Origin of the sequence: Pontibacter deserti (assembly GCF_023630255.1) — a bacterium.
Classification (GTDB): domain Bacteria; phylum Bacteroidota; class Bacteroidia; order Cytophagales; family Hymenobacteraceae; genus Pontibacter; species Pontibacter deserti.
Genome location: NZ_JALPRS010000001.1, coordinates 1,179,062 through 1,202,109 on the forward strand (window position 1 = coordinate 1,179,062; position 23,048 = coordinate 1,202,109).

Consider the following 23,048-nt stretch of genomic DNA (forward strand, 5'->3'; position numbering starts at 1 on the left):
TTACTCATTACTAATTATTCATTAAAGATTTTACAAGTTCTACTGCTTTGCCCGGTACAGCCTGTAAGCCTGCAGTATCCTTACCGCCGGCAGTTGCATAGAATGGCTGACCACCGCCACCTCCTTTGATTTCTTTGGCAAGTTCGCGTACCATCTGGCTGGCGTTCAGGTTCTTTTCAGCTACCAGGTTATCCGAAAGCATTACAGCAATTTGTGGTTTACCGTCAATTTCAGCTGCCAGTACCAATATAAGGTTATCTACCACCTGGCGCATATCGAAAGCCAGCTTTTTCAGGTGATCGGCATTGCTCACTTCTACCTGCTCGGCTACAAGGCTAACGCCGTTTAGCTGCTGTGCTTTTTGTGCCAGCGTATCTTTCAGGCCGCTCAGTTGTTTCAGCTCAAATTGCTCGAGTTGCTTTTGCAGGGCTTTGTTCTCGTCCTGTAGTTTCTGCACGACTCCCGATACATTGCTTTGCGTGTTCAGCACTTCACGTACAGCGTGTAGCTCGTCTAACTGTGCCTGTACAAAGTCTTCGGCAATTTTAGCAGTAACGGCTTCAATACGACGAACACCGGCAGCTACAGAGCTTTCAGATACAATTTTAAAGTAACCGATCTCGCCGGTGTTGTACACGTGCGTTCCACCGCAAAGCTCTACTGAGTGCTCTCTGTCAAAAGCGATCACGCGAACAAATTCGCCATACTTCTCGCCGAAAAGGGCAGTTGCTCCCATTTCTTTGGCTTCGGCAATTGGCACGTTACGCTGTTCTTCCAATGGTATACTTTGGCGCACACGCTCGTTCACGATATGCTCTATCTCACGAATCTGTGCATCTTCTACCTTAGCAAAGTGCGAGAAGTCGAAACGCAGAACTTTTTCGTTTACCAATGAGCCTTTCTGCTGCACGTGCTCACCTAAAACTTTACGTAAAGCGGCATGCAGTAAGTGCGTAGCAGAGTGGTTCTTACGGATATAGTTTCGGCGCTCAAAATCGATCTCACTTCTAAAAGCAGCATCTATAGTTTGCGGTAACTTAGCTGTGATATGAAGTATAAGATCGTTCTCTTTCTTCGTATCCAGCACTTCAATTTGCTCTGAATCAGAGATCAAATAACCGGTATCGCCAACCTGACCACCGCTCTCTGCATAGAAAGGAGTTCTGTCCAGCACGATATGATATTCGCTCTTATTCTTGGTCTTTACCTGGCGGTAACGCACAATGTGTGAATCCGAAACATTACAGTCGTAGCCCACAAACTCTGTCGTTACATCTGGCTGAATAATTACCCAGTCGCTTTGCTCGGAAGCTGATGCGTTGCGCGAACGGTTCTTCTGCTGCTCCATCTCCACGCCAAAACCAGCTTCATCAACTGTCAGGCCTTTCTCACGGGCAATTAAAGCAGTCAGGTCCAGCGGGAATCCGAAGGTATCGTATAGTTCGAAAGCTGTTTTGCCGTCGATGGTATTGTTGTTCTCCTTGAATTTAGATTCCAGCGTATCCAGTCGCTTCAGACCATTTTCCAGTGTTCTCAAGAAAGCGTTCTCTTCTTCTTCGATCACGCGCTGCACAAAGCTCAGTTGCTGCTTCAGTTCCGGGAAAACAGTTTCCATCTGGTCGGCCAGTACGGCAGCCAGTTTGTACAGGAACGGTTTCTTGAAATCAAGGAAAGTAAAACCATAACGCACCGCACGACGCAGGATACGACGGATCACATAACCAGCCTTGTTATTTGATGGCAATTGTCCATCAGCTATAGTAAAGGCAATAGCACGGATATGGTCAGATATTACACGGATGGCAATGTCTGTTTTCTCGTTCTCGCCATAAACTACACCGGCTTCTTTGGCTACAAACTGGATCAGCGGCTGGAATACATCGGTATCATAGTTAGAACGCTTGCCTTGGATAGCCATGCACAAACGCTCGAAGCCCATACCGGTATCTACGTGCTGTGCAGGCAGTTTTACCAGCGAACCATCAGCCAGACGGTTAAACTCCATGAATACGTTGTTCCAGATCTCGACAACCTGCGGGTGATCGTTGTTCACTAAAGACTTACCGTCTACTTGCGCACGTTCTTCATCTGTTCTCAAGTCAACGTGAATCTCCGAGCACGGACCGCACGGGCCGGTATCGCCCATCTCCCAGAAGTTGTCCTTCTTAGACCCCATCAGGATACGGTCTTCCGCTATCATCGACTTCCAGATATTGAAAGCATCCTGATCCATTTGCAGGTTCTCAGAAGCATCGCCCTGGAAAACGGAAACGTACAGTCTGTCTTTTGGTAGCTTGTATACTTCTGTAAGAAGTTCCCACGACCATTCCAGCGCTTCTTTCTTAAAATAGTCCCCAAACGACCAGTTGCCCAGCATTTCGAACATAGTGTGGTGGTAGGTGTCGTAGCCTACTTCTTCCAGGTCGTTGTGCTTGCCGCTTACGCGAAGGCATTTCTGGGTATCGGCGATGCGCTTGTACGGCGCAGGCTTGTTGCCTAAAAAGTAGTCTTTGAAAGGGGCCATACCCGAGTTAATAAACATCAGGGTTGGGTCGTCTTTTACCACGATCGGGGCCGATGGAACGATCTGGTGTTGCTTGGAAGCGAAGAAATCCAGGAACTTTTGTCTTATCTCAGCTGAGTTCATCTATGATTATTAAGCCTTTAGATACTATCTGCTATACTTGTTGTTTAAGAACAAAAAATATAGAATTTTTGCCTTTCAGAAGCACGATTGATTTTCGCGTTCCGGTTAGCCAATTACTAGCAAAAGTAGCATATTTTAGCTGTAAACAGTAACATCAGGCCGAAAATTAACAGTGCTTTCACTATACTTTAGCCTAGCCATATGCCTTATAAAGAAAAAGAAATAGAGAAACAGTATTATACGATTGGCGAAGTTGCTGCCATGTTTGATGTGGCCGCATCGCTTATACGCTTCTGGGAAACCGAATTTGAGCAGCTCAGACCAAAGAAAAACAAGAAAGGTAACCGCCAGTATACCAAGCAGGATATTGAAACGCTGCGTACTGTTTACCACTTGGTTAAGGAGCGTGGTTATACTATACAGGGCGCTAAGGAAGTGATGAAAAACAAATCGGTGCAGACCAAAGATAAGATTGATATGATTGATTCGCTTGAGAAGGTTCGCTCTTTCCTGGTAGGTATTAAAAATCAACTGAACACCAAAGCCTAAAAGCTGCGTATTTCCCTAACCATGGGAGATAACCATAACCTTTACGAAGTTGCCATTACCCAGATACCCGGTATCGGGCCACAGTTAACGCGTCAGCTGGTAAGTTACTGTGGCTCTCCGCACGGGGTATTTCATGCTCCGCCGGGTAAGCTGCAGAAGATTCCTGGAATAGGCCCTGCCGCTTTTAAGAACTTTACTCAAGGAGCAAAACAGGCCTTACTACAATCCGAAGATCTGCTTAAGAAAGCCGAAGAGCATGAAGTACAACTGCTGTTCTATACTTCTCCCAAATACCCGGACCGGCTGAAGCAAATAGCCGATGCTCCTACCCTTTTATACTTTAGAGGCAACGGAAACCTGAACCAGCGGCGCATTATTTCTATAGTTGGTACCAGACAGGTAAGCAACTATGGCCAGTCGATGACCGAGAAAATAGTAGCCGATCTGGCACCTTACAATGTGCTTATAGTTTCCGGATTGGCTTATGGGGTTGATATAGTTTCGCATAGAGCTGCACTGCAGGCGGGTTTGCCAACTATAGGCGTTATGGCCAGCGGACCAGACATTGTTTACCCGGCCGTGCACCGCAAATATGCTGAACGCATGCTCATCCAGGGCGGCTTACTAACAGAAAGTACTTTCGGCACTAAGCCAGATGCTCCCCGTTTTCCGGCACGTAACCGCATTATTGCCGGTATGAGCGACTGTACGATTGTGGTGGAAGCAACCCTTAAAAGCGGCACACTCATCACTGCTGACCTGGCACACGGCTACGACAAAGAAGTAATGGCAGTGCCGGGCAATGTAACGTCGCCGGTTTCAGAAGGGCCGAACCTTCTCATCAAAAATCACAAAGCAGCTATTTATACTTCTGTACAAGATCTGGTAGAACTGCTGAACTGGGATTTAGAAGATGAATCACAGGCAAAAAAGCAAAAGTCACTGGTCTTCTCTCCTGATGATTACACTCCAGACGAACTTAAAGTACTATCACTGTTACTGCAAACTCAGGACGAACATATGGACAACATTAGTTGGAAAACGCAAATTCCGGTAAGTTTACTGGCATCGGTGTTGCTAACCCTGGAGTTTAAAGGGATGGTGAAGGCAATGCCGGGGAAACGGTTTGGGTTGATTCGGTAATTTAGAGTCTATAGCTATGAGTTTATAGTTTTAGAGATTTAACTCTTAACTTTCAATCTTAAACTCTTAACTAACTTTCATGTTGCTTTATAACGGCGAGTTTATACCTGAAGATGAACTACGTTTACCACTCACAAACCGGGCTTTCCAGTTTAATGATGGCTTATTTGAAACGATTATAGTTGCTGATGGGAAGCTACGGTTTTGGGATGACCATGTGGCACGTATGCTGGCGGCAGCGAAAGCTTTAAAGTTAGAGTTACCTCAGGCTATACTTTCCGGAGAACTGGCAGAAAAGCTGTTGCAACTGGCAGTACAAAACAATGCTACAACCTATGGCCGGCTAAAACTGAAACTTTGGCGCAGCGGCAGCGGGCTTTACACTCCTGAAACAAACCAAGCCGATTGGCTGGCAACTAAAGTTCCGGCCACTCCTGCACAAACAACTACCCTGCACATTGGCATCTGCCAAACTATAACTACCAACTATAATCCCTTCTCTTTTTTTAAAGGACCAAATGCGCTGTTGTATGTAATGGCTGGTATCGAGAAAAATGAAAAAGGATTTGATGATATGCTGCTAATAAACCGCCAGCACATTGTTTCAGAACTGATCTCATCAAATATCTTTTGGTCTAAAAATGATGTGCTTTTCACTCCGGCTATAGATACAGGCTGCGTGCAGGGCATTGTAAGGCAAAATATACTTCGCTGGTGCCATAGTGCAGGTATCAAAACCAAAGAAGTATATTTTGATGTAGACAGTTTATTGAAAGCAGATGCTGTTTTTGCAGGCAATGTAACTGGTATCCGAAGTATAGCTACTATAGATAATGGAGAGGTAACTGTAGATGAAAATTTTGTGCAGCAGGTACGATCGAATTTGTTTGCTTAACTATAGTTTTGCTATAAATAAAAAAGCACAGACAATAGCCTGTGCTTTTTTATTTATTCTGCTTTGTTAAATATCTAGTTTCAGGCCCAATGAAAAAGTTGTTGGCTGCGGGTACTGCCCATAATCTATATTTCCGGCAACTTCAGGATCCTGCCCGTTATACTTAGTTATTACAAATGCATTTTGCACAGTAGCTGTGATTGTTAAATTTGCGTGTTCTTTCCAGATAGTACCTACATCATAGCCAACTTGCAGGAATTCCATTCTTATAAAAGAAGTGTTTTTAAGGTAATAACTTGAGCGCGGATAGCGATTTTCGAAGCCTGTATCTAAATAACTTCTTCCTATATTTTCCATAAAGTTCTGACCGTCAACCATTATCAAAGAACTTTGTAAGGCTTCGTTAAAGTTAAATGCATGACCACCCACGCTGCCGCGTAATAGTAAATCTAAGCTGAACTTTTTATAACTAGCTCGTGAAGTTAATCCAAAACTGAAAGTAGGATCCGCGGAATGTAAGATTTTATATGTATTGTTTCCGTTCTCATCTTTCTCAAAGCTGTTCTCTATGGGTTTGCCAGGCGCACTGTAAAGCTGTTGTAACAGATAAAAAGAGTTTACAGGATAGCCTTTTTCCAAGCCAAGAAAGTTATTATAAAGTACAGTCTTTACTAGGCTTAGCTTTGTTATCTCATTTGAACCGTAGCTTAGGTTTGTACCTAATATCCATTCTACCTTATCATTACTGATTGCTTTGTAGTTTAAGCTGGCTTCTATACCCTTCGACTGACTCTCGCCACCGTTTACGAATACACCACCATAGCCAGTTTGCGGTGACACAGACGCCAATATAAACATGTCTTTTGTTGTGGAAGTATAGACATTTATATCACCGAAAAGCTTATTTTTGAACGCACCGAAAGCTACTCCAACATTCAGTTTTTGCGTTTCTTCAGGCTTAAGCTTCGAATCAACTTTAACATTAGAGCCATACGTATTAAACTCAGCATTTGAGAAGGAACTATAGTTAGTATTGAATCTTAGTGAAGACAACATTCCACTTTCATTATTAACTACACTCCAGCCTGCTCCTACTGCCGCAGAAGTATATTTTTCGTTATCCTTACTTAACCGCGAAGCCTGATCCTGTGCAAAAGCTGTTTCTACTGTTAAATTATCTCTAAAAGTTAAGCTGAGTCTACCAAAAACAGAATTATGTTCGGTACGGTATGATGCGGAAGAACCTGTTGTTGAATACTTGTCTTCGCCGGTATACATGTCTTTGTATAACGAAGTATTTGCTATCTCTTCATTACTCTCAAGTTCTTTCCTATTTACACCGGTAACTATATTTAGCTTGCTCTGCATAAACAGAAGCGGCTGGTTATAACTTATAAATGCTTCCTTGAAAGTATTATCTAAATTTCGGCTATTTTCATCCCAGCTTACAAATTTTTCACCCATAAAACGATCATATTCCACAACAGGCAAATGTGTTTTAAATGCGTTGTCTGATTTGGTTTTAGCATAACGGGCGTTTATAGTTAAGCTCGGGAAAAAGTGAAGTCTGTATTGGAGATGCCCCTGTGCCTGAAGCGTTCCTATTCTGTCTTCGTCATTGCGTTGTTCCAGTATGAACAGCGGGTTCAGCAAAGCAGATGTTTCTAATTCACCATTCTCGTCGGTGTAAGTAAAGTAGCCGCCAAATTCGTTATTCTGGTACACAGGCTGCGTAGGATCAAAGGCCATCGCATTCACAATTGCTCTTGTGTCCGCTACGCGAAGTATCTGTTGCGTACCCCGTACCTGCAGGTTCAAACGTAAATGGTCGTCCAGCAAACTTGGGTTAAGGGAAAGTGCCAAAGTGTTCTTTGTGTTCTTGGATGCTTTCAGGATTCCATTCTGGTTCAGGTGGCCAATCGACACGTTGAAAGGAACAGTTTTGAGTAACGATCCGCTTAGGCTCAGATGTTGATCATGGCTAAAAGCTTTACGATAGATCACATCCTGCCAGTCTGTGTCTTGGTCACCAAGCAAGTACTCTTTTTCAGGAAACTCAGACTGAACCAGCTCTCTGAATTCGGAAGTTGACAATACTTCAGCTTTTTTCCGAAGTACAGAAACTGCGCCGGTTGAACTATAAGAAACAGACAGCCTAGCATTTTTAGCAGGTGTTTTAGTTGTGATATACATTACCCCATTCACCGCTTTCTCACCATACATTGCTATAGTTGCAGCATCTTTTAGCAGCGTAACAGAAGTAATGTCGTTTGGGTTAATGAAATTCAGGTAGCCAGTATAAATTGATGGATAAGTATTGTCAAATGGAACACCATCTATAACTATAAGTGGTGCTGTTGCTCCAAAAACAGAAGTAGCGGATCTAAGTTTTATGTGGCTTCCCGCCCCTGGCTGTCCGCTCCCGGGTGTTATTCGTAAACCTGCAAATCTGCCATTTACCAGCTGTTCCGGGCTCGTGAGCAGACCTTTGTTAAAAGCTGGTTCTTTCAGATGTCCAGCATTTTCTGTTACTGTATTTAATGTTCTGTTTCCATAGCCTAACTGCAACGTATCCGAAGGTTGGGGTTGTGCTGTTGCTGCGAAGGAGAAAAAAAGTAATCCTAGAGTTAAGCTTACAGCTCTAGAAGATTTTGTTGGGTGTAAAGTTTGTTTCAAGTGATAAAGATTTAAGTTATAACATAGCCTGAAAGTTATATATAATATATGAAATAATATAAATAAAAAAAGCACAGGCTGCTGACCTGTGCTCCTCTATTAAACTATAGTGTAAAGTTTACTTCTTCTTAGCCTCTGTCGGGTACCAGTTTCGAAGCCTTACTTCAATGTTAGCATCTTTCTCGTTTACCATTTTCTTGAAAGATTCAACGTCGGCCAGCCCATCAGTGCCACGGTAGTGGTATGGGTAAATCACTTTAGGCTTAAACTCGAGTACACCACTGGCAGCCTGGTTTATGTCCATTGTGTAAGGCAGGTTCATGCTCACAAAAGCTACATCAATGTTCTTCAGCGCGCGCATCTCAGGTATGTCTTCCGTATCGCCGGAGATGTAGATGTTTTTGCCACCAATATTCAGAACATACCCGTTGCCTCTTCCTTTTACATGTTTCGAATCTTCAGCTTCCGGTAAGTTATACATAGGTATAGCAGCAATCGGAATACCTAATTGGTTTGTACTTTGGCCGTTCCCAATTACCTCAGCCTGGCCTTTATACTTTTCTGGTAACTGATCGGCTACGGCCTGAGGAACTACCATTTTAGCTCCTTTAAGATCAAGTCCATCCAACGTCTTAGTATCCAGGTGGTCCGGGTGTATATCAGTGATAAGTATAAGGTCTGGCTTTGCGATACCTTTGTATAGCTCGGCACCACCGTAAGGGTCCACATAGATTGTTTTACCATTCCAGGATAGCACCAGAGTGCCATGAGTAATGGGCTGGATCTTTAACTGACCTTTGTTGGTCTTCACCATATCCGGCTTAACCTGTTGTTGCGCAGATACCTGAAGTATGACCAGGCTACAGAGTAACGTAAAAAATGCTTTTAGTTTCATAGTATAAGTTTTAGTGGTTGTAACTATAAAGTATAATCGCAGCTTTTTGTTTACGCTATTTACCAGTATCAGGTAATAACCTAGCTTATACGGCCACCGGCGCTTTTATAGCTGAGTGCGGGTTATAGTTCACCAGCTCAAAGTCTTCATACTTAAATCCGAAGATGTCTTTTACTTCCGGGTTGATCTTCATTTGCGGCAGTTCTCTTGGCTCACGGGTAAGCTGAAGTTTAGCCTGTTCCAGGTGGTTAGTATATAAATGCGTATCGCCGCCAGTCCAGATAAATTCACCCGGCTCCAGTCCTGTTACCTGCGCCATCATCAGTACCAGTAAGGCATACGAAGCAATGTTAAACGGTACACCCAAAAATACGTCGGCAGAGCGCTGGTATAGCTGGCAGCTTAGTTTGCCTTCAGCCACATAAAACTGGTAAAAGGCGTGGCAAGGCGGCAGCTTCATATTTTCTATCTCAGCTACATTCCAGGCACTAACTATAATCCGGCGCGAATCCGGGTTGTTCTTTAACTGATTTACTACCTGCGTGATCTGGTCTATGTGGCGGCCGTCGGGGGTTGGCCAGTTGCGCCACTGCGATCCGTAAACCGGGCCAAGATTTCCATTCTCATCCGCCCATTCATCCCAAATGCTAACACCATTCTCTTTCAGGTAAGCAATGTTCGTATCGCCTTTCAGGAACCAGAGCAGCTCATGTATGATAGACTTCAGGTGCACTTTTTTGGTAGTAACCAGCGGAAAGCCATCGGCCAGGTTAAAACGCATCTGGTAACCAAAAACGCTCAATGTGCCGGTGCCGGTTCTGTCTTCTTTCTTCACCCCGTTATCGAGGATGTGCTGCATCAGGTCTAAATATTGCTTCATGGTAAAGTATAGGCGAAAGTATAGTTTATAGTTGAACGTTAAAGATAGCAGCAAACTGCTGCAAAACAAAAAGCCTCCTGCGCTGGCAAGAGGCTTTTGTGCTACAGATTCAAGGTCTAAATTAATTCTGAGTTTTTGTCTCCTTGGTCTCTTTTGAGGCCCCTGCTTTTGCATCTTTTTTCATGCAGCACGATGGAGTTTTACCAGCATCAGCAGTCGTACTTTCCATGTGGCAGCTTTCAGCAGAAGCAGCTTTTTTGCCTTTCTTGCTTTTTTTATCTTTATCAGCATGCTCCATTTTACATTTTCCGCCTTCGCAAGCGATTGCAGGCGTAGCACCGGCTCCTATAAATCCGGCAAGGGCTAAAACAAGAACTAACTTTTTCATGATATCTGAGTGATTTGATGTGATCAGGATAATTACAGGAGTAAAGGTAGACGAATTACGCTTTTTCGTAAATGATGTTCATCACTTATTTATATTACTGAGTTACTTTTACTTATTATCCCTTCGAAAAAATAAATCAGGGTTTATCCAATATGCTTCTCATATTTGCGTGTAATAACATAGTAAGCATACAAACCATGAAGAAAAAACTCTTAACGCTGGGCCTGCTGTGTTCTATGTTTTTAAATGTAGAGGCCCAGGACGCATCTACCACGGAAAATGCAAAGGCGCAGGAAGACAAACTGGCACGCCTGATGAGCGAACGCGAGCAACTTGTTCTGGAATACCAATACCTGAACCAGCAGAATAATAGCTTCTGGGGAAATAAGTCCAAAAAAGACCTGCTCAAGATTGTAGATACTTTAAAGGAGATTATCCGGAAAGACTCTGAGCTGATTGCTGCCGTAAAGGAAGCAAGTATAAAAAAGATAGCGGCAACAACTGTAGAAACGCAGCGCACCGGAAAACAGACCGTAGTAGATCAGCGCCAGATAAATGACAGAATTGAAGGTTTGCAAAGCCAGATAAGTACGTTACAGAGCCAGATAAAAAAACGGGAAAGAACTATAAAAGATCTGGAAGTACAACTGAACGAAGCCAACGAAAAACGCTATGGCAAAGACAAAGTAATTACAGTGCTGGCTATCGTTTCGGCTATACTTTTATTATATGCCATTATGCTGCAGGTGCGGCTTAACAATGCAAAGAATAAGGTAAAGAAAAAGAAAGTATAAACTATAGTTATGCCTTGTTTTAGAGGTACAAAACGGAATTAATAGCTACTTTTTTTATGTTATACTTTCCTTGCCCTATGGCAGGTTCACGTATACAATAGCTAACACAATGCAAGGGCTGGCGTGTAAATACCAGCCCTTATTTTTGACATAGATGAGAGATATTATTGAAGAACTGAAGCAGGTACAGGAACTGCTTAAAATAGAACAGGAAGAAGACCGCCAGCAGTTTAAAATCAAAAGCCTTAAAAGCTCGATACAAGAGCGTAAAGAGATGGGCTTTTGCTGGTATCCTGTCGTTATTTCGAAAGAAGAGATTGGTTTTGGCAATAAAGTAGTGATCGAGCTGGAGCGAACTTCCGGCCGTGATCAGCTACACCTTTTCCAGACGGGTAAGGCAGCTGCTTTATTTAGTAACAGTGGCGAACGCAATAGCCTGAACGGTGTTATAGTTGGCCTGAAGCGCAACAAGATTATACTTGCCACAAACAAGGAAGACCTACCAGATTGGATAGATGATGGGAAACTTGGCATCGACCTAACTTTTGATGAAATGAGCTATCGTGAAATGGAGATAGCCATGAAGAAAGTAATTGAAGCTAACAAAAGTCGTTTAGCCGAGCTCCGTGATATCTTATTAGGTATAAAAGAACCTGCTTTTACCGATGTTAAAGTTGATGAGATTCAGGTACTGAACGAGTCGCAGAACGAAGCGGTGCGCAAGGTAGCGCAGGCGAAAGATGTGGCTATTATACATGGTCCTCCGGGAACAGGAAAAACAACTACGCTGGTACAAACCATACTACATACACTTAAAACCCAGAAGCGCCTTTTGGTTACAGCTCCTTCCAACACGGCTGTAGACTTATTAACCGAAAAGCTGGCCAATGAAGGTGTTAATGTGATCCGAATCGGTAATCCTTCGCGGGTTTCGGATGTGTTGCTGGAGCATACCCTGGATGCGCAGATTATGGAGCACAAAGCGTATAAAGACCTTAAATCGGTACGCAAAACTGCTGAAGAGTATAAGCGCATGGCTTACCAGTTCAAGCGCAAATTCGGACACGAAGAACGTATGCAGCGTCAACTATACAAAGCTGAAAGTAATCGTCTGCTCGATGAAGCCGATAACATTGAACACTACATTACCGAAGATCTGATCGAAAATGCACAGGTAATTACGTGTACGCTGGTGGGCGCAGCCAACAAAGCCATACGACACCTGCACTACGATACCGTATTTATTGATGAGGCGGCACAAGCCTTGGAGCCAGCCTGCTGGGTACCAATTTCCAGAGCGAACCGTGTGGTGCTGGCTGGTGACCATTGCCAGTTGCCACCAACTGTGAAATCCTTCTTAGCCGACCAGAAAGGGTTAAGTGTAACCCTGTTTGAAAAATGTATAGAGCGGCAGAAAGATGTATCGGTGATGCTGAAAACGCAGTATCGTATGCACCACCATATTATGCAGTTCTCCAACGAGCAATTCTATAATGGAGAACTCACCGCCCACGAAAGTGTGTACAGCAGTGATCTGCATGGCTATGATACTTTTTTTAAACCTGGGTTGGCAGTTGAGTTTATAGATACGGCCGGCTGCGGATATAATGAAGTTGTGAACCCGGAAGCACAAAGTTCTGCTAACCCGGAAGAAGCCGACCTTCTGCTGAACCACCTGCAACTTTTACTCAAAGACTATGAGCAGGATGAAGAAGTTGCGCCGCTAAAAATTGGAGTAATTGCGCCTTACCGAGCCCAGATCAATTACCTGCAGGATAAGGTAGAGCACATGCCGCACCTCCACGAATTGTATAAGAACCGCCAGCTTTCCATTGGTACTGTAGACAGTTTCCAGGGGCAGGAACGCGATATCATTTACATCAGCATGGTGCGCAGCAACGATACCGGTGAGATCGGTTTCCTGAGTGATATCCGGAGAATGAATGTGGGCATGACGCGCGCCAAAAAGAAACTGGTTATAGTTGGTGATAGTGCCACGCTTACGCACCATCCGTATTACGACGCATTTATTAAGTATACCGAAAGTATACATGCTTACCGTAGTGCCTGGGAGCTAACGGAGTGCCTGCCCTAGCGGATAATTTGAACCGAAGGATGTGAAAGCAAGTATAAATAGTTACCTTGCTGCCATCAAAAAAATGACCGATAAAATGAAAATTGAAAAGAACAAAGTAGTAACGCTTACCTACGAGTTACGTGTGCAAAACGAGAACGGAGAGCAGAGCGTGATAGAAATAGCGAATGAAGAACATCCGATGGCCTTTATCTACGGCATGAGCGGCCTGCCTGACCAGTTTGAGGAAAACCTGAGCAACCTGAGCGAAGGCGACAGCTTCGACTTTAAACTGGATGCGGAAGAAGGCTACGGTGAATTTGATGAGAATGCTGTAGTGGAGCTGCCTATGAATGTGTTTGAAGTGGAAGGTGCGGTTCCGGACAACATGCTGGAAGTTGGCAACTTTATACCTATGACTGACAGCGAAGGCAACCAGTTACAGGGCCGTATAGCAGAAATTTCAGAGAACTCTGTTAAAATGGATTTTAACCACCCACTGGCTGGCAAAGAACTATATTTCAAAGGAACAGTTGCCCAGGTTCGCGAAGCTACCAAAGAAGAGTTAGATCACGGCCACGTACATGGTGCCGGCGGACATCATCATTAATATCTGAATTGATATTTGAAAAGCAGCATGAGTTTATACTTGTGCTGCTTTTTTGTTTAAAGTTGGTTTTTCACTTCAGCTACATACTGCTCTAACTCCGGAAAAAATAGCTCAAAGTCCTGCTGGTACAAAGTATAGTTTATAGATAGCTCCTCTCCTGCTGTTTCCATCCCCGATTCAAAATTTGTGCGGCGGCTAAGCCCGGTTAGGGCGCGGGTAATACCTTCCACTTCAGCATAGCCTAACAGCCAGTTCTGCTCCATCATGTATGGGAAAAAGTATTGTACACGGGCCGGAAGATTAGGCAGATGACTGTTGATCAACGCATACGTTCGTTGAGTATAAGCACTTAGTGGCTCGTTTGCAAATCGCTCGAACTGGCTGGCCAGAAAATGGTCGTAGTACAGGTCAGCCACGACGGGTGCATACTTTTTATACTTTTCGCGGAGGCGGGCCTTGGTTTCTAAAACTATCGGATGTTTGTCGGTATAAGAATCAATCAGGCGATGCAGGTAAATGCCGCGAGCAATGCCTGCACTATAAAGCGCTGCCTGCTTGCCTTTTACAGCATCTGCTATAAAGTTGCCAAGCAGCAGTTCCTCTTCGTTTCCGGATAAATATAAATGGGCGAGGTAATTCAAAATAATAAGTTTAAGTATAGAGCTTTAAACATCTTATACTTTGTATTGTTCTAAAGGTATAAGCTTATACCCATAAACCCTATTGTTTATGGGCGCGTAATCAAAACACATCCAACAAAATAAAACTATGAATAACGAACAAAACGAGAACCTGCACAAACTGGTAGATAAAATTAAGGACATTGACATTGCGATGATGACCACCGCTGATGAGGATGGTAGCCTTCGTAGCCGGCCGATGAGAAATATGCAGATAAATGAAGATGGCATCATCTGGTTCTTTACCGGTTATGAGTCTGGCAAATCGCACGAACTGAAAAACGATTCTCACGTGAATTTAAGTTATGCCAAGCCTTCTGATAATGTATATGTATCGGTATCCGGCAGAGCATCTTTGTCCAGAGACAGAGCAAAAATTGAGGAATTGTGGAATCCAGCTCTGAAAGCGTGGTTTCCGGAAGGAAAAGATGATCCGAATATAGGACTGATAAAAGTAACAATTGACAAAGCAGAATACTGGGATTCTCCGAACAGTGCGGTGGTGCATTTATACGGTGTGGTAAAAGCTGCCATTACAGGTCAGCCAGCCGATCCGGGCGAAAACAAAAAAATAAACCTATAAGTATAACTATTACCTATAGCTTGAAAGCAACACCTGCCTTACTCCCGTCTGGCAGGTGTTTTTTTGCACAATAATGCTTAGTTTCAGTTTTACTTTTTCAGGTTAATTTGTAATTCATAATTCTAAACTCCTAATTCATCCCGACCCTTGCAGGAAAGTATAATTTCTTCTCACCGGCTCACCACCCTCACTTTGTTTGGTATAAAAAAAGGACATGTTCGGTGGGGGCTTGCTCAAATGGGTACTTCAGGTCCAAAACTGAAACATGTACCCGGTTTACTTTTTTACAAATTATTAGGCAGCGGGCATGGCAAGGGCTTCAGTATAAAACCAAACTTTTACCGTTACGGGCTTATCTGTACCTGGGAAAGCGATCAGGCTGCACAAGACTTTTTCGAAAAATCAGCGTTGATGCAGGAATACGAATACCATACTTTTGAACAATGGACCTGTTACATGCATCCGCTGCAAAGCCACGGGCAGTGGGACAAACAGGAACCCTTCTCGACTGCTCTTACAACAACCTATACTTCGGGGCCACTGGCTGTAATTACACGCGCAAGTATAAACTGGCTGGCTTTACCAAGTTTCTGGAAATATGTGCCACAATCAAGTAAAGCGCTGGACGATGCAGAAGGTTTATTATGTTCTATCGGGTTGGGAGAATTACCATTGATCCGGCAGGCGACATTTAGCATCTGGGAGTCGGCAGAAGCTATGAAAAATTATGCCTACCGTAACCCGAAACACAAAGAAGTTATCAAGCGAACCCGCTCCGAAAACTGGTATTCTGAAGAGCTATTTGCCCGGTTTATAGTTACTAAAACAGAAGGCACCTGGAATGGAGTTGACCCAATAAAAAACAAAAGCGCAGTACCAACTATAGATACTGCGCTTTTATAGGTTATAGTTAAATAATCTTACTACTGATTCGGGTTATTGATAAGCTTCATGGCATTCTCAATCAGCTTACTCATTGCTTCGTAAGTTCTGTACCCACGACTCAACACATTCACCTCATTGCCATTCAGCAGGTAAACGCTTGGGAAAGCAACAGCTTGTAAGTGTCTTGCAATCACAAAATCCTGCTGCGTCTTTTCCTTCATATCTTCGGTGTTAAACTTCTCCAGGAAAGCTTCTTCTTCTATTCCGAAAGTAGTGGCAATCTCGGCAAGTACGACTTCGTTTGTAACATCGTTATTTCCGGCATAAAAAGCAGACTGAATTTTCTCGGCCATTTCCAGTTCTGCTTCCGGTTTCAGATAACGCATGGTAATTACTGCTCTGCAGGCAGGCTCAGTGTTATAGATGAAGTCTTCACGCTCAAAGAAAGAATAATCAAATGGCTGCGCTGTTACCTGCTCCACATCCTGCCAGTGCTGTCGTGTTTTCTGTACATCCTCAGCCTCCATAGGTGCAGTATTCGCACGAAGTCCGCCTAATACTAATTTAAAATTCAGTTTACCTTCCTGTTCCTCTTTAATGCGGTGCAACACCGGCGCAAAACCATAACACCACGAGCACATCGGATCCATTACATAAATCAGGTGTGGTACATCCAGCAAGTCGTATTTTTCCATTTCTATACTTCAGTTTTGAAGCTGCAAAGTTAATTAATTGTTGGTTGTTGATTTATGATTGTTTGAGTGTTCGCAAAATATTGACCGGAACAAACATCAGTTTACACACGCACAGAATTAACAATTTAGCCATTTAACAATCCAACAATTAACAATTAACAATTAACTTAGCGGTTTAAGTAAGATACACGCGAATTCACGAATAACTATGTCAGAGAATAATTTCAGTCAGATTGAGAAGAAATGGCAGCGCTACTGGGAAGAAAACCAGACGTTTAAAGCCAAAGAAAGTACCGATAAACCTAAGTACTACGCCCTGGATATGTTCCCGTATCCGTCAGGTGCTGGTCTGCACGTAGGCCACCCGCTAGGTTACATCGCCTCTGACATTGTTAGCCGTTACAAGCGCCTGAAAGGCTTTAACGTGCTGCACCCGATGGGCTTCGACTCGTTTGGTTTGCCAGCCGAGCAATATGCTATTCAAACCGGCCAGCACCCGGCTATAACTACCGAACAGAATATTGCCCGCTACATAGAGCAGCTAAAAAATATCGGATTCTCTTTTGACTGGGAACGCGAAGTGCGAACCTCTGACCCGAGCTACTATAAGTGGACGCAGTGGATCTTTATGCAGCTGTTTAACAGCTACTATAACTATAGCTCTGATAAAGCTGAAACGATAGACAAGCTAATTACTGAATTTGAAGCCAACGGTAATGCTAACATAAACGCTGCCTGCGACGAGGATACGCCTGCCTTTACTGATGAAGAATGGAAAGGTATGAACGAGCAGCAGCAAGCCGAAATAATGTTAAAGTATAGGCTGACTTATGTTGCCGAAGCGGTTGTAAACTGGTGCCCTGCCTTAGGTACGGTGCTGGCGAATGATGAAGTCGTTGGTGGTGTTTCGGAGCGTGGCGGTTACCCGGTTGAGCGCAAAAAAATGCGCCAATGGATGATGCGCATCACGGCTTATGCTGAGCGTTTACTGCAAGGCTTGGAAACAATTGATTGGCCGGAACCTGTGAAGGAAATGCAGCGCAACTGGATCAGTAAATCGGTTGGTGCAGAGCTTGATTTTGCCATTGAAGGCGATGGTTCTATCAAAGTTTTTACAACCCGTATCGATACTATCTTCGGTGCAACGTTTGTGGTGCTCGCTCCTGAACATGAGCTGGTAGCCCAGATTACAACAGAAGAACAGCGTGCAGCAGTTGAAGCATATGTAAATGTAGCTAAAAACCGTTCGGAGCGCGAGCGTATGACGGACGTGAAAACCGTGAGCGGTGTATTTACAGGTGCCTATGCCATTAACCCAATCTCAGAAGAGCGTGTGCCGATCTGGATCGCCGATTACGTACTGGCAGGTTACGGTACAGGCGCTGTGATGGCCGTGCCGGGCCATGATAGTCGCGACTATGCTTTTGCCAAACACTTTAACTTACCGATCAGAGAAGTTGTAGCAGGCGGAAATTTAGAAGTAGAGGCCTATGCAGCCAAAGAAGGTATAATCATTAACTCTGGTTTCCTGAATGGGTTGGATGTAAAAGATGCGATAAAAGCAGGTATAGCCAAAGCTGAAGAACTTGGAGTAGGTAAAGGACGTGTGCAGTATCGTATGCGTGATGCAGTATTTAGCCGCCAGCGTTATTGGGGCGAGCCGGTACCGGTATACTTTAAAGATGGAATTCCGCAGCTGTTAAAGGATGAAGAATTGCCACTTGAACTGCCTAAGATCGATGCTTACCTGCCAACTGAAACCGGAGAGCCGCCACTTGGCCGCGCTGTAGACTGGAAATATAACAACCAATATGAGTATGAGTTGAGCACCATGCCAGGTTGGGCAGGCAGCAGCTGGTACTGGTACCGCTACATGGACCCTAAGAACAACAGCGAGTTTGCTTCAAAAGATAAGATCGAGTACTGGCGAAACGTGGATCTATACATTGGTGGATCTGAGCACGCAACTGGTCACCTGCTTTACTCACGTTTCTGGAACAAGTTTATGTTTGATCTGGGCTTAGTAGTGGAAGAAGAGCCATTCAAAAAGCTCATCAACCAGGGTATGATCCAGGGTCGTTCTAACTTTGTATACCGAATTAAGGATACGAACAAGTATATTTCGTTTGGTCTGAAAGATCAGTATGATGTTACGCCACTACATGTAGATGTGAACATTGTAGAAAACGATGTACTGAATCTGGATGCCTTCAAAAACTGGAGACCTGAGAATGCAGATGCTGAGTTTATACTCGAAGATGGCAAGTATAACGTAGGCGTTGAGATTGAGAAGATGTCTAAACGTTACTATAATGTTGTTAATCCAGATGACATAGTTGAACGTGTTGGAGCTGATGCACTTCGTCTGTACGAAATGTTCTTAGGACCATTGGAGCAATTCAAACCATGGAATACTAATGGTATAGATGGAGTGAGCAAGTTCCTGAAAAAGTACTGGAAGCTCTTCTTTGATAAAGACGGAAACTTGCAGGTTACAGATGAACAGCCAACAGCTGAAGAACTAAAGTCGCTGCACAAGACTATAAAAAAAGTAGAAGAAGATATCGAGCGTTTCTCGTTCAACACATCAGTTTCTACTTTCATGATCTGTGTGAACGAACTAACGCAACTGAAAACTAATAAGCGTGCTATACTTGAGCCACTAACTATTATACTTTCTTCGTATGCGCCGCATATTACCGAAGAGATATGGAATGCCTTAGGCCATACAGAAAGTATAAGCTATGCTACTTTCCCGAAATGGAAGGAAGAGTACCTGGTAGAGAATACATTTGAGTACCCGGTATCAGTTAACGGTAAAACACGTACCAAGCTTGCTTTTGCAACAGATGCTCCGCGAGAGGAGATTGAAAAGGCTGTTTTGAATGATGAGCAGGTTACTAAATTTTTTGATGGAAAATCACCAAAGAAAATTATTATAGTACCTAACAAAATCATAAACGTGGTAGTATAAGTTAATTCCATTTTACCAACTAACTCACTAAAAGCCGCCAGGAACCCATCTGGTGGCTTTTGGTTTTTTAGGAGCAAATAAAAAGGTGGTACTGCACAGGCAGTACCACCTTAAACTTAGTCTTTAAGTAAACCTTAGTTTATTTCTACAGCAGCAGCTCTGATCTTTCTGGAAGCCGTTTTGATAGAACCTCTTACCCTGCTAAGTAAATCACTAAGCATTGTGGCCTCCTCTTCAGTCAGGCCGTTGAGCATACCATCCAGCATTGGCAATTCAGGATCGATCGCTTCCATAAGACGATGACCTTTTTCTGAAAGTATAATATTTACTAGCCGCTTGTCATGCGGGTTTTGCTTTACCTCAACAAATCCTTTCGCATTTAGCCTGCTAACTAATCTTGATGTGTCAGACATTTTATCCAGCATCTTTTCCCTTAGCCCGGATGTTGAGATAGGGTTTGGATACTGGTCCCTGAGAATACGTAATGAGTTATACTGTTGCGTAGTAAGACCATAACGCTTAAAAAAGCTCTCGTAGCCGTTAAAAAGAAAACCTGAAGTATAAAGAAGGTTTAAACTTGCCTTCTGCCACTCGTTGCGGATCTTGATCCCAACTTCATTCTCAAAATGCATAAAATAGTCTAAGGTGTGACGTCAATTATACTTAAAAAAATTGAATATATAAGACAAACGACCAAAAATTTCAGTCGGATAACAACTTTGTATCTACAGATTACCTGCCTTTTATATTAATTGATTTTAAGACACCTGCTTACGTTAAAGCGCATAGGTTGTTTTAATGATCATCAGTATTCCGAATTATAATGCATAAGCTATAAGTATAACTTAAAGTTCAATAGCTTGTTGGCGTATACTATAAACCAATAGATAGCTTCTGAGCTTTGGTAAGTTTAGCAGAAACCAATTTATAAGAGTTATCTATCAGGTTTAGCAGCAGTTGCTCCGGCAAGCCGCTTTCCGGTAGCACAGTGTTCCAGTGTTGTTTGTTCATATGGTAGCCTGGCCTTATCTGGGCGTATTGTTCACGTAGATCCACTGCTTCATCCGGATCGCATTTTAAAGCTATACCTTTTCCATATTCTGATAAGCTGCACAAGGCATACATTTTGCCACATACCTTAAATACCAGTGTATCTTCATCAAAAGGGAGTTCTTCTGTTGTACCAGGTTTGGCAAGGCAATACTCCCTGAAATCCTCGATATTCATTGACTAACAATTATAGTTTACAGATTTAAGATAATAAAAAAGGAGAACCAAAATGGCTCTCCTGAATATATTGACAAAGGCTGTAAGCCTATATGTGTTTTATAATAAAATAAATGATAGCTGCCAGAAACATCAGGATCGAAATCTTGTTGATCGTGTGCATGGCACGCAGGTTAAAAGTACTTTTGCGGTTTGGGTCTTTCTTACGGAAAAAGTAAGTGGCTACTTCCGTGAAATCAAATAATCCCTTCATATTTTCAGTTATCAGTTAACAATTATCAATTAACAGGAATCTCTGTTACAGTTACTTAACAAGTTTAATCAGGAAAAGATTTATACTTGATCCGGTTTTACTCTTCCATTTGTACCGGCTCAATCCAACGCGCATCTTCACGTATCAGCTCTATTAATTCATCTACAGCTCTGTCAGCCGGCACCGATTTTTTAACTACAGTCTGCCCACGATACAGCGCAATCTTGTCTTTTCCAACGCCAACATATCCATAATCAGCATCTGCCATTTCGCCGGGTCCGTTAACTATACAGCCCATAATTCCGATCTTTACTCCTTTCAGGTGGTCGGTTCGCTTACGAATCATAGCAGTTGTTTCCTGCAGATCAAACAGGGTACGGCCACAGCTTGGGCAACTGATGTATTCTGTTTTGCTCATGCGCGTGCGGGCAGCCTGAAGTATACCAAAGCTTAGCTTGTTCAGTACATCTATTGTTTGCAGCCATGCACCTTTTTCCTGATCCGGCAACAGTTCAATACCCAGCATTACACCATCGCCCAAACCGTCAATTAGTAAGCCTCCCACATCAGTAGAAGCATAAAGCTGTACTTCATCGGAAGTCAATTGGCCATATGCACGTTTAATGATGCATGGCACCTGTACGTTATTATTCATTACCCTGAAGAAACATTTACGAAGCTCAGGCATCGCATGCTCGTTGGTAGTTTGCAACATCAGCACTGCTGTTCCATCCGTCTTTAACTGCTCCAGTAGTTCAGAAGTAAGATCACTGATGGTGGCAAGTATAAAGTTTAGCTTATGGTCGCGTTCGGAGTTTGCCAGGTATTGCTCAGCAGTTAAAAGCGGATGGCTGTGTTCACTTCTATCAGCTTTTAACCACGAAGTATAGTTCAGAATCTCTTTCAGGCCGTTTGGCAGCATGAAGGTGATCGGGTTATCACCGGTATAGATGTAGTCAGCTCCCAGGTCGTTCATGTTAAACTTATCGAGCAACATAGAATACAGGTGGCCTACACATTTCAGGTCTGCATACTGTACATCAGTCAATCGGCTTAGATCTGCAATAACACGCGGCACGTTCTGCCCACCCAGGTTCTCCACTTCAATTGTTTCGCGACGATGGTACTGGAACGGGTCAATCGGAACATTACAGATCGGCTTTATCGGTTGTGCCTTTTCAGCACGATGTGTATATCGATCAATCAAGGCTTTGGCCACGGGAGCTTCGGCTTCGGGCGCTTCTGTTAACGAAACACGCACTGTATCACCTAAACCATCTTCCAGCAAGGTACCAATGCCGACAGCCGATTTAATACGGCCATCTTCTGCTTCGCCGGCTTCTGTAACACCTAAGTGTAGCGGGTAAGGCTGTAATCCTTCTTCATCCAGTTTCTGCACCAGTAGTCGATAGGCCTGCACCATTACCTGCGTGTTAGATGCCTTCATTGAAATAACCAGGTTATAGTAACCTTCATCTTCGCAGATGCGGATAAATTCCAGAGCACTTTCTACCATGCCCAGCGGGGTATCTCCGTAACGACTCAGAATTCTGTCAGACAAGGAGCCATGGTTTGTTCCGATTCGCATGGCGGTACCATGCTCTTTACAGATGCGCACCAACGGTACAAAACGCTCACGTATTCGGTTAAGCTCAGCCTGATACGTTTCGTCGTTATACTCTATTACTTCGAATTTCTTTTTGTCTGCGTAGTTACCCGGGTTCACGCGTACTTTCTCAACTATACGGGCAGCAACTTCGGCAGCATTCGGTGTAAAATGGATGTCCGCAACAAGAGGTACACTATAGCCACGCTTGTGCAGTTCCTCTTTTATGTTCTTCAGGTTTTCGGCTTCCTTTATACTTGGCGCCGTTATACGTATGTACTCGCAACCAGCTTCGATCATGCGGATACACTGCTCCACAGATCCCATGGTATCCATCGTATCAACCGTTGTCATCGACTGCACCCTAATCGGGTGATCGCCGCCCATCGGTATGACACCAATGTTTACCACGCGTGTTTTACGGCGTTTATATTCGGTTAGGCTCGGGCAATAGTTCTTGTTCATCTGATCGATCTCGCAATTCATCTATCTCTTAACTAAAGTTGCGTCTGCTTTGTTCAATGGGTAATTCACGTAAAATTAGCTTTTATTCGCGACAAGTATAAGCGCATTATTCTTTAAAATACGTATACC

20 protein-coding genes are annotated in these 23,048 nt (G+C 43.5%); 9 read left to right on the forward strand and 11 right to left on the reverse strand.

Going from position 1 to position 23,048, the window contains the following annotated elements:
* Window positions 1-10 precede the first annotated feature (10 nt).
* Entirely contained in the window at window positions 11-2,647 is a 2,637-nt protein-coding gene (gene alaS / locus MJ612_RS05085; RefSeq protein ID WP_187030046.1) for an alanine--tRNA ligase, read from the reverse strand.
* Window positions 2,648-2,848: 201 nt separating this feature from the next.
* Between alaS and MJ612_RS05090 the strand changes: the two genes are divergently transcribed.
* From MJ612_RS05090 to MJ612_RS05100, 3 genes are all read left to right on the forward strand, one after another.
* Window positions 2,849-3,196, forward strand: coding sequence for a MerR family transcriptional regulator (locus MJ612_RS05090; protein ID WP_187030048.1), 348 nt, complete (start codon window positions 2,849-2,851; stop codon window positions 3,194-3,196).
* A 21-nt stretch (window positions 3,197-3,217) separates the two neighbouring features.
* Window positions 3,218-4,339 (forward strand): DNA-processing protein DprA, encoded by a 1,122-nt coding sequence (gene dprA / locus MJ612_RS05095; RefSeq protein ID WP_187030050.1) that lies wholly within the window; start codon window positions 3,218-3,220, stop codon window positions 4,337-4,339.
* A 79-nt stretch (window positions 4,340-4,418) separates the two neighbouring features.
* Window positions 4,419-5,234, forward strand: coding sequence for an aminotransferase class IV (locus MJ612_RS05100; protein WP_187030052.1), 816 nt, complete (start codon window positions 4,419-4,421; stop codon window positions 5,232-5,234).
* A gap of 66 nt (window positions 5,235-5,300) precedes the next feature.
* On the opposite strand, the gene MJ612_RS05105 is transcribed toward MJ612_RS05100, so the two are convergent.
* The 4 genes from MJ612_RS05105 to MJ612_RS05120 all read right to left on the reverse strand — a co-directional run bounded on the left by MJ612_RS05105 (window position 5,301) and on the right by MJ612_RS05120 (window position 10,073).
* On the reverse strand, window positions 5,301-7,910 hold the full coding sequence (locus MJ612_RS05105; protein ID WP_187030054.1) for a SusC/RagA family TonB-linked outer membrane protein: 2,610 nt from the start codon (window positions 7,908-7,910) through the stop codon (window positions 5,301-5,303).
* A 118-nt stretch (window positions 7,911-8,028) separates the two neighbouring features.
* Entirely contained in the window at window positions 8,029-8,805 is a 777-nt protein-coding gene (locus tag MJ612_RS05110; RefSeq protein WP_187030056.1) for an MBL fold metallo-hydrolase, read from the reverse strand.
* An 85-nt stretch (window positions 8,806-8,890) separates the two neighbouring features.
* Window positions 8,891-9,685, reverse strand: coding sequence for a thymidylate synthase (locus MJ612_RS05115; RefSeq protein WP_187030058.1), 795 nt, complete (start codon window positions 9,683-9,685; stop codon window positions 8,891-8,893).
* A gap of 121 nt (window positions 9,686-9,806) precedes the next feature.
* On the reverse strand, window positions 9,807-10,073 hold the full coding sequence (locus MJ612_RS05120) for a hypothetical protein (RefSeq protein ID WP_187030060.1): 267 nt from the start codon (window positions 10,071-10,073) through the stop codon (window positions 9,807-9,809).
* Between the two features lie 197 nt (window positions 10,074-10,270).
* Here MJ612_RS05120 and MJ612_RS18455 point away from each other — a divergent pair, with 197 nt between their 5' ends.
* The 3 genes from MJ612_RS18455 (at window position 10,271) to MJ612_RS05135 (ending at window position 13,551) form a co-directional block, all read left to right on the forward strand.
* Window positions 10,271-10,867: a hypothetical protein gene (locus MJ612_RS18455; protein ID WP_250419060.1), complete on the forward strand. Its 597-nt coding sequence runs from the start codon at window positions 10,271-10,273 to the stop codon at window positions 10,865-10,867.
* Between the two features lie 154 nt (window positions 10,868-11,021).
* On the forward strand, window positions 11,022-12,962 hold the full coding sequence (locus MJ612_RS05130) for an AAA domain-containing protein (RefSeq protein WP_187030062.1): 1,941 nt from the start codon (window positions 11,022-11,024) through the stop codon (window positions 12,960-12,962).
* Window positions 12,963-12,984: 22 nt separating this feature from the next.
* On the forward strand, window positions 12,985-13,551 hold the full coding sequence (locus tag MJ612_RS05135; protein WP_317233040.1) for an FKBP-type peptidyl-prolyl cis-trans isomerase: 567 nt from the start codon (window positions 12,985-12,987) through the stop codon (window positions 13,549-13,551).
* A gap of 56 nt (window positions 13,552-13,607) precedes the next feature.
* On the opposite strand, the gene MJ612_RS05140 is transcribed toward MJ612_RS05135, so the two are convergent.
* Entirely contained in the window at window positions 13,608-14,192 is a 585-nt protein-coding gene (locus MJ612_RS05140) for an acyl carrier protein phosphodiesterase (protein WP_187030064.1), read from the reverse strand.
* 127 nt (window positions 14,193-14,319) lie between these two features.
* Between MJ612_RS05140 and MJ612_RS05145 the strand changes: the two genes are divergently transcribed.
* Window positions 14,320-14,814, forward strand: coding sequence for a pyridoxamine 5'-phosphate oxidase family protein (locus MJ612_RS05145; protein ID WP_187030066.1), 495 nt, complete (start codon window positions 14,320-14,322; stop codon window positions 14,812-14,814).
* Window positions 14,815-14,961: 147 nt separating this feature from the next.
* Window positions 14,962-15,717: a spheroidene monooxygenase gene (locus MJ612_RS05150; RefSeq protein WP_187030068.1), complete on the forward strand. Its 756-nt coding sequence runs from the start codon at window positions 14,962-14,964 to the stop codon at window positions 15,715-15,717.
* 20 nt (window positions 15,718-15,737) lie between these two features.
* Here the strand turns inward: MJ612_RS05150 and MJ612_RS05155 are convergent, their stop codons facing one another.
* On the reverse strand, window positions 15,738-16,394 hold the full coding sequence (locus tag MJ612_RS05155) for a DsbA family protein (RefSeq protein ID WP_187030070.1): 657 nt from the start codon (window positions 16,392-16,394) through the stop codon (window positions 15,738-15,740).
* Between the two features lie 208 nt (window positions 16,395-16,602).
* Here MJ612_RS05155 and leuS point away from each other — a divergent pair, with 208 nt between their 5' ends.
* The gene (leuS, locus tag MJ612_RS05160; RefSeq protein ID WP_187030072.1) at window positions 16,603-19,368 is read left to right on the forward strand and encodes a leucine--tRNA ligase; all 2,766 of its coding nucleotides are present in this window, start codon (window positions 16,603-16,605) and stop codon (window positions 19,366-19,368) included.
* Between the two features lie 134 nt (window positions 19,369-19,502).
* Here leuS and MJ612_RS05165 read toward each other — a convergent pair whose 3' ends face one another.
* From MJ612_RS05165 to ispG, 4 genes are all read right to left on the reverse strand, one after another.
* Window positions 19,503-20,000: a MarR family winged helix-turn-helix transcriptional regulator gene (locus MJ612_RS05165; protein ID WP_187030074.1), complete on the reverse strand. Its 498-nt coding sequence runs from the start codon at window positions 19,998-20,000 to the stop codon at window positions 19,503-19,505.
* A 241-nt stretch (window positions 20,001-20,241) separates the two neighbouring features.
* On the reverse strand, window positions 20,242-20,595 hold the full coding sequence (locus tag MJ612_RS05170) for an MmcQ/YjbR family DNA-binding protein (protein WP_187030076.1): 354 nt from the start codon (window positions 20,593-20,595) through the stop codon (window positions 20,242-20,244).
* Window positions 20,596-20,683: 88 nt separating this feature from the next.
* Window positions 20,684-20,848 (reverse strand): DUF6728 family protein, encoded by a 165-nt coding sequence (locus tag MJ612_RS05175; protein ID WP_187030079.1) that lies wholly within the window; start codon window positions 20,846-20,848, stop codon window positions 20,684-20,686.
* Window positions 20,849-20,945: 97 nt separating this feature from the next.
* Window positions 20,946-22,919 (reverse strand): (E)-4-hydroxy-3-methylbut-2-enyl-diphosphate synthase, encoded by a 1,974-nt coding sequence (ispG, locus tag MJ612_RS05180; RefSeq protein ID WP_187030788.1) that lies wholly within the window; start codon window positions 22,917-22,919, stop codon window positions 20,946-20,948.
* Window positions 22,920-23,048: the final 129 nt, after the last annotated feature.

What these genes read in the sequence shown, in the direction of transcription:
- alaS (WP_187030046.1), bottom strand. Translation starts at nt 2,647, where the DNA reads ATGAACTCAGCTGAGATAAGACAAAAGTTCCTGGATTTCTTCGCTTCC.
- MJ612_RS05090 (WP_187030048.1), top strand. Translation starts at nt 2,849, where the DNA reads ATGCCTTATAAAGAAAAAGAAATAGAGAAACAGTATTATACGATTGGC.
- dprA (WP_187030050.1), top strand. Translation starts at nt 3,218, where the DNA reads ATGGGAGATAACCATAACCTTTACGAAGTTGCCATTACCCAGATACCC.
- MJ612_RS05100 (WP_187030052.1), top strand. Translation starts at nt 4,419, where the DNA reads ATGTTGCTTTATAACGGCGAGTTTATACCTGAAGATGAACTACGTTTA.
- MJ612_RS05110 (WP_187030056.1), bottom strand. Translation starts at nt 8,805, where the DNA reads ATGAAACTAAAAGCATTTTTTACGTTACTCTGTAGCCTGGTCATACTT.
- MJ612_RS05115 (WP_187030058.1), bottom strand. Translation starts at nt 9,685, where the DNA reads ATGAAGCAATATTTAGACCTGATGCAGCACATCCTCGATAACGGGGTG.
- MJ612_RS05120 (WP_187030060.1), bottom strand. Translation starts at nt 10,073, where the DNA reads ATGAAAAAGTTAGTTCTTGTTTTAGCCCTTGCCGGATTTATAGGAGCC.
- MJ612_RS18455 (WP_250419060.1), top strand. Translation starts at nt 10,271, where the DNA reads ATGAAGAAAAAACTCTTAACGCTGGGCCTGCTGTGTTCTATGTTTTTA.
- MJ612_RS05130 (WP_187030062.1), top strand. Translation starts at nt 11,022, where the DNA reads ATGAGAGATATTATTGAAGAACTGAAGCAGGTACAGGAACTGCTTAAA.
- MJ612_RS05145 (WP_187030066.1), top strand. Translation starts at nt 14,320, where the DNA reads ATGAATAACGAACAAAACGAGAACCTGCACAAACTGGTAGATAAAATT.
- MJ612_RS05155 (WP_187030070.1), bottom strand. Translation starts at nt 16,394, where the DNA reads ATGGAAAAATACGACTTGCTGGATGTACCACACCTGATTTATGTAATG.
- leuS (WP_187030072.1), top strand. Translation starts at nt 16,603, where the DNA reads ATGTCAGAGAATAATTTCAGTCAGATTGAGAAGAAATGGCAGCGCTAC.
- MJ612_RS05165 (WP_187030074.1), bottom strand. Translation starts at nt 20,000, where the DNA reads ATGCATTTTGAGAATGAAGTTGGGATCAAGATCCGCAACGAGTGGCAG.
- MJ612_RS05170 (WP_187030076.1), bottom strand. Translation starts at nt 20,595, where the DNA reads ATGAATATCGAGGATTTCAGGGAGTATTGCCTTGCCAAACCTGGTACA.
- MJ612_RS05175 (WP_187030079.1), bottom strand. Translation starts at nt 20,848, where the DNA reads ATGAAGGGATTATTTGATTTCACGGAAGTAGCCACTTACTTTTTCCGT.
- ispG (WP_187030788.1), bottom strand. Translation starts at nt 22,919, where the DNA reads ATGAACAAGAACTATTGCCCGAGCCTAACCGAATATAAACGCCGTAAA.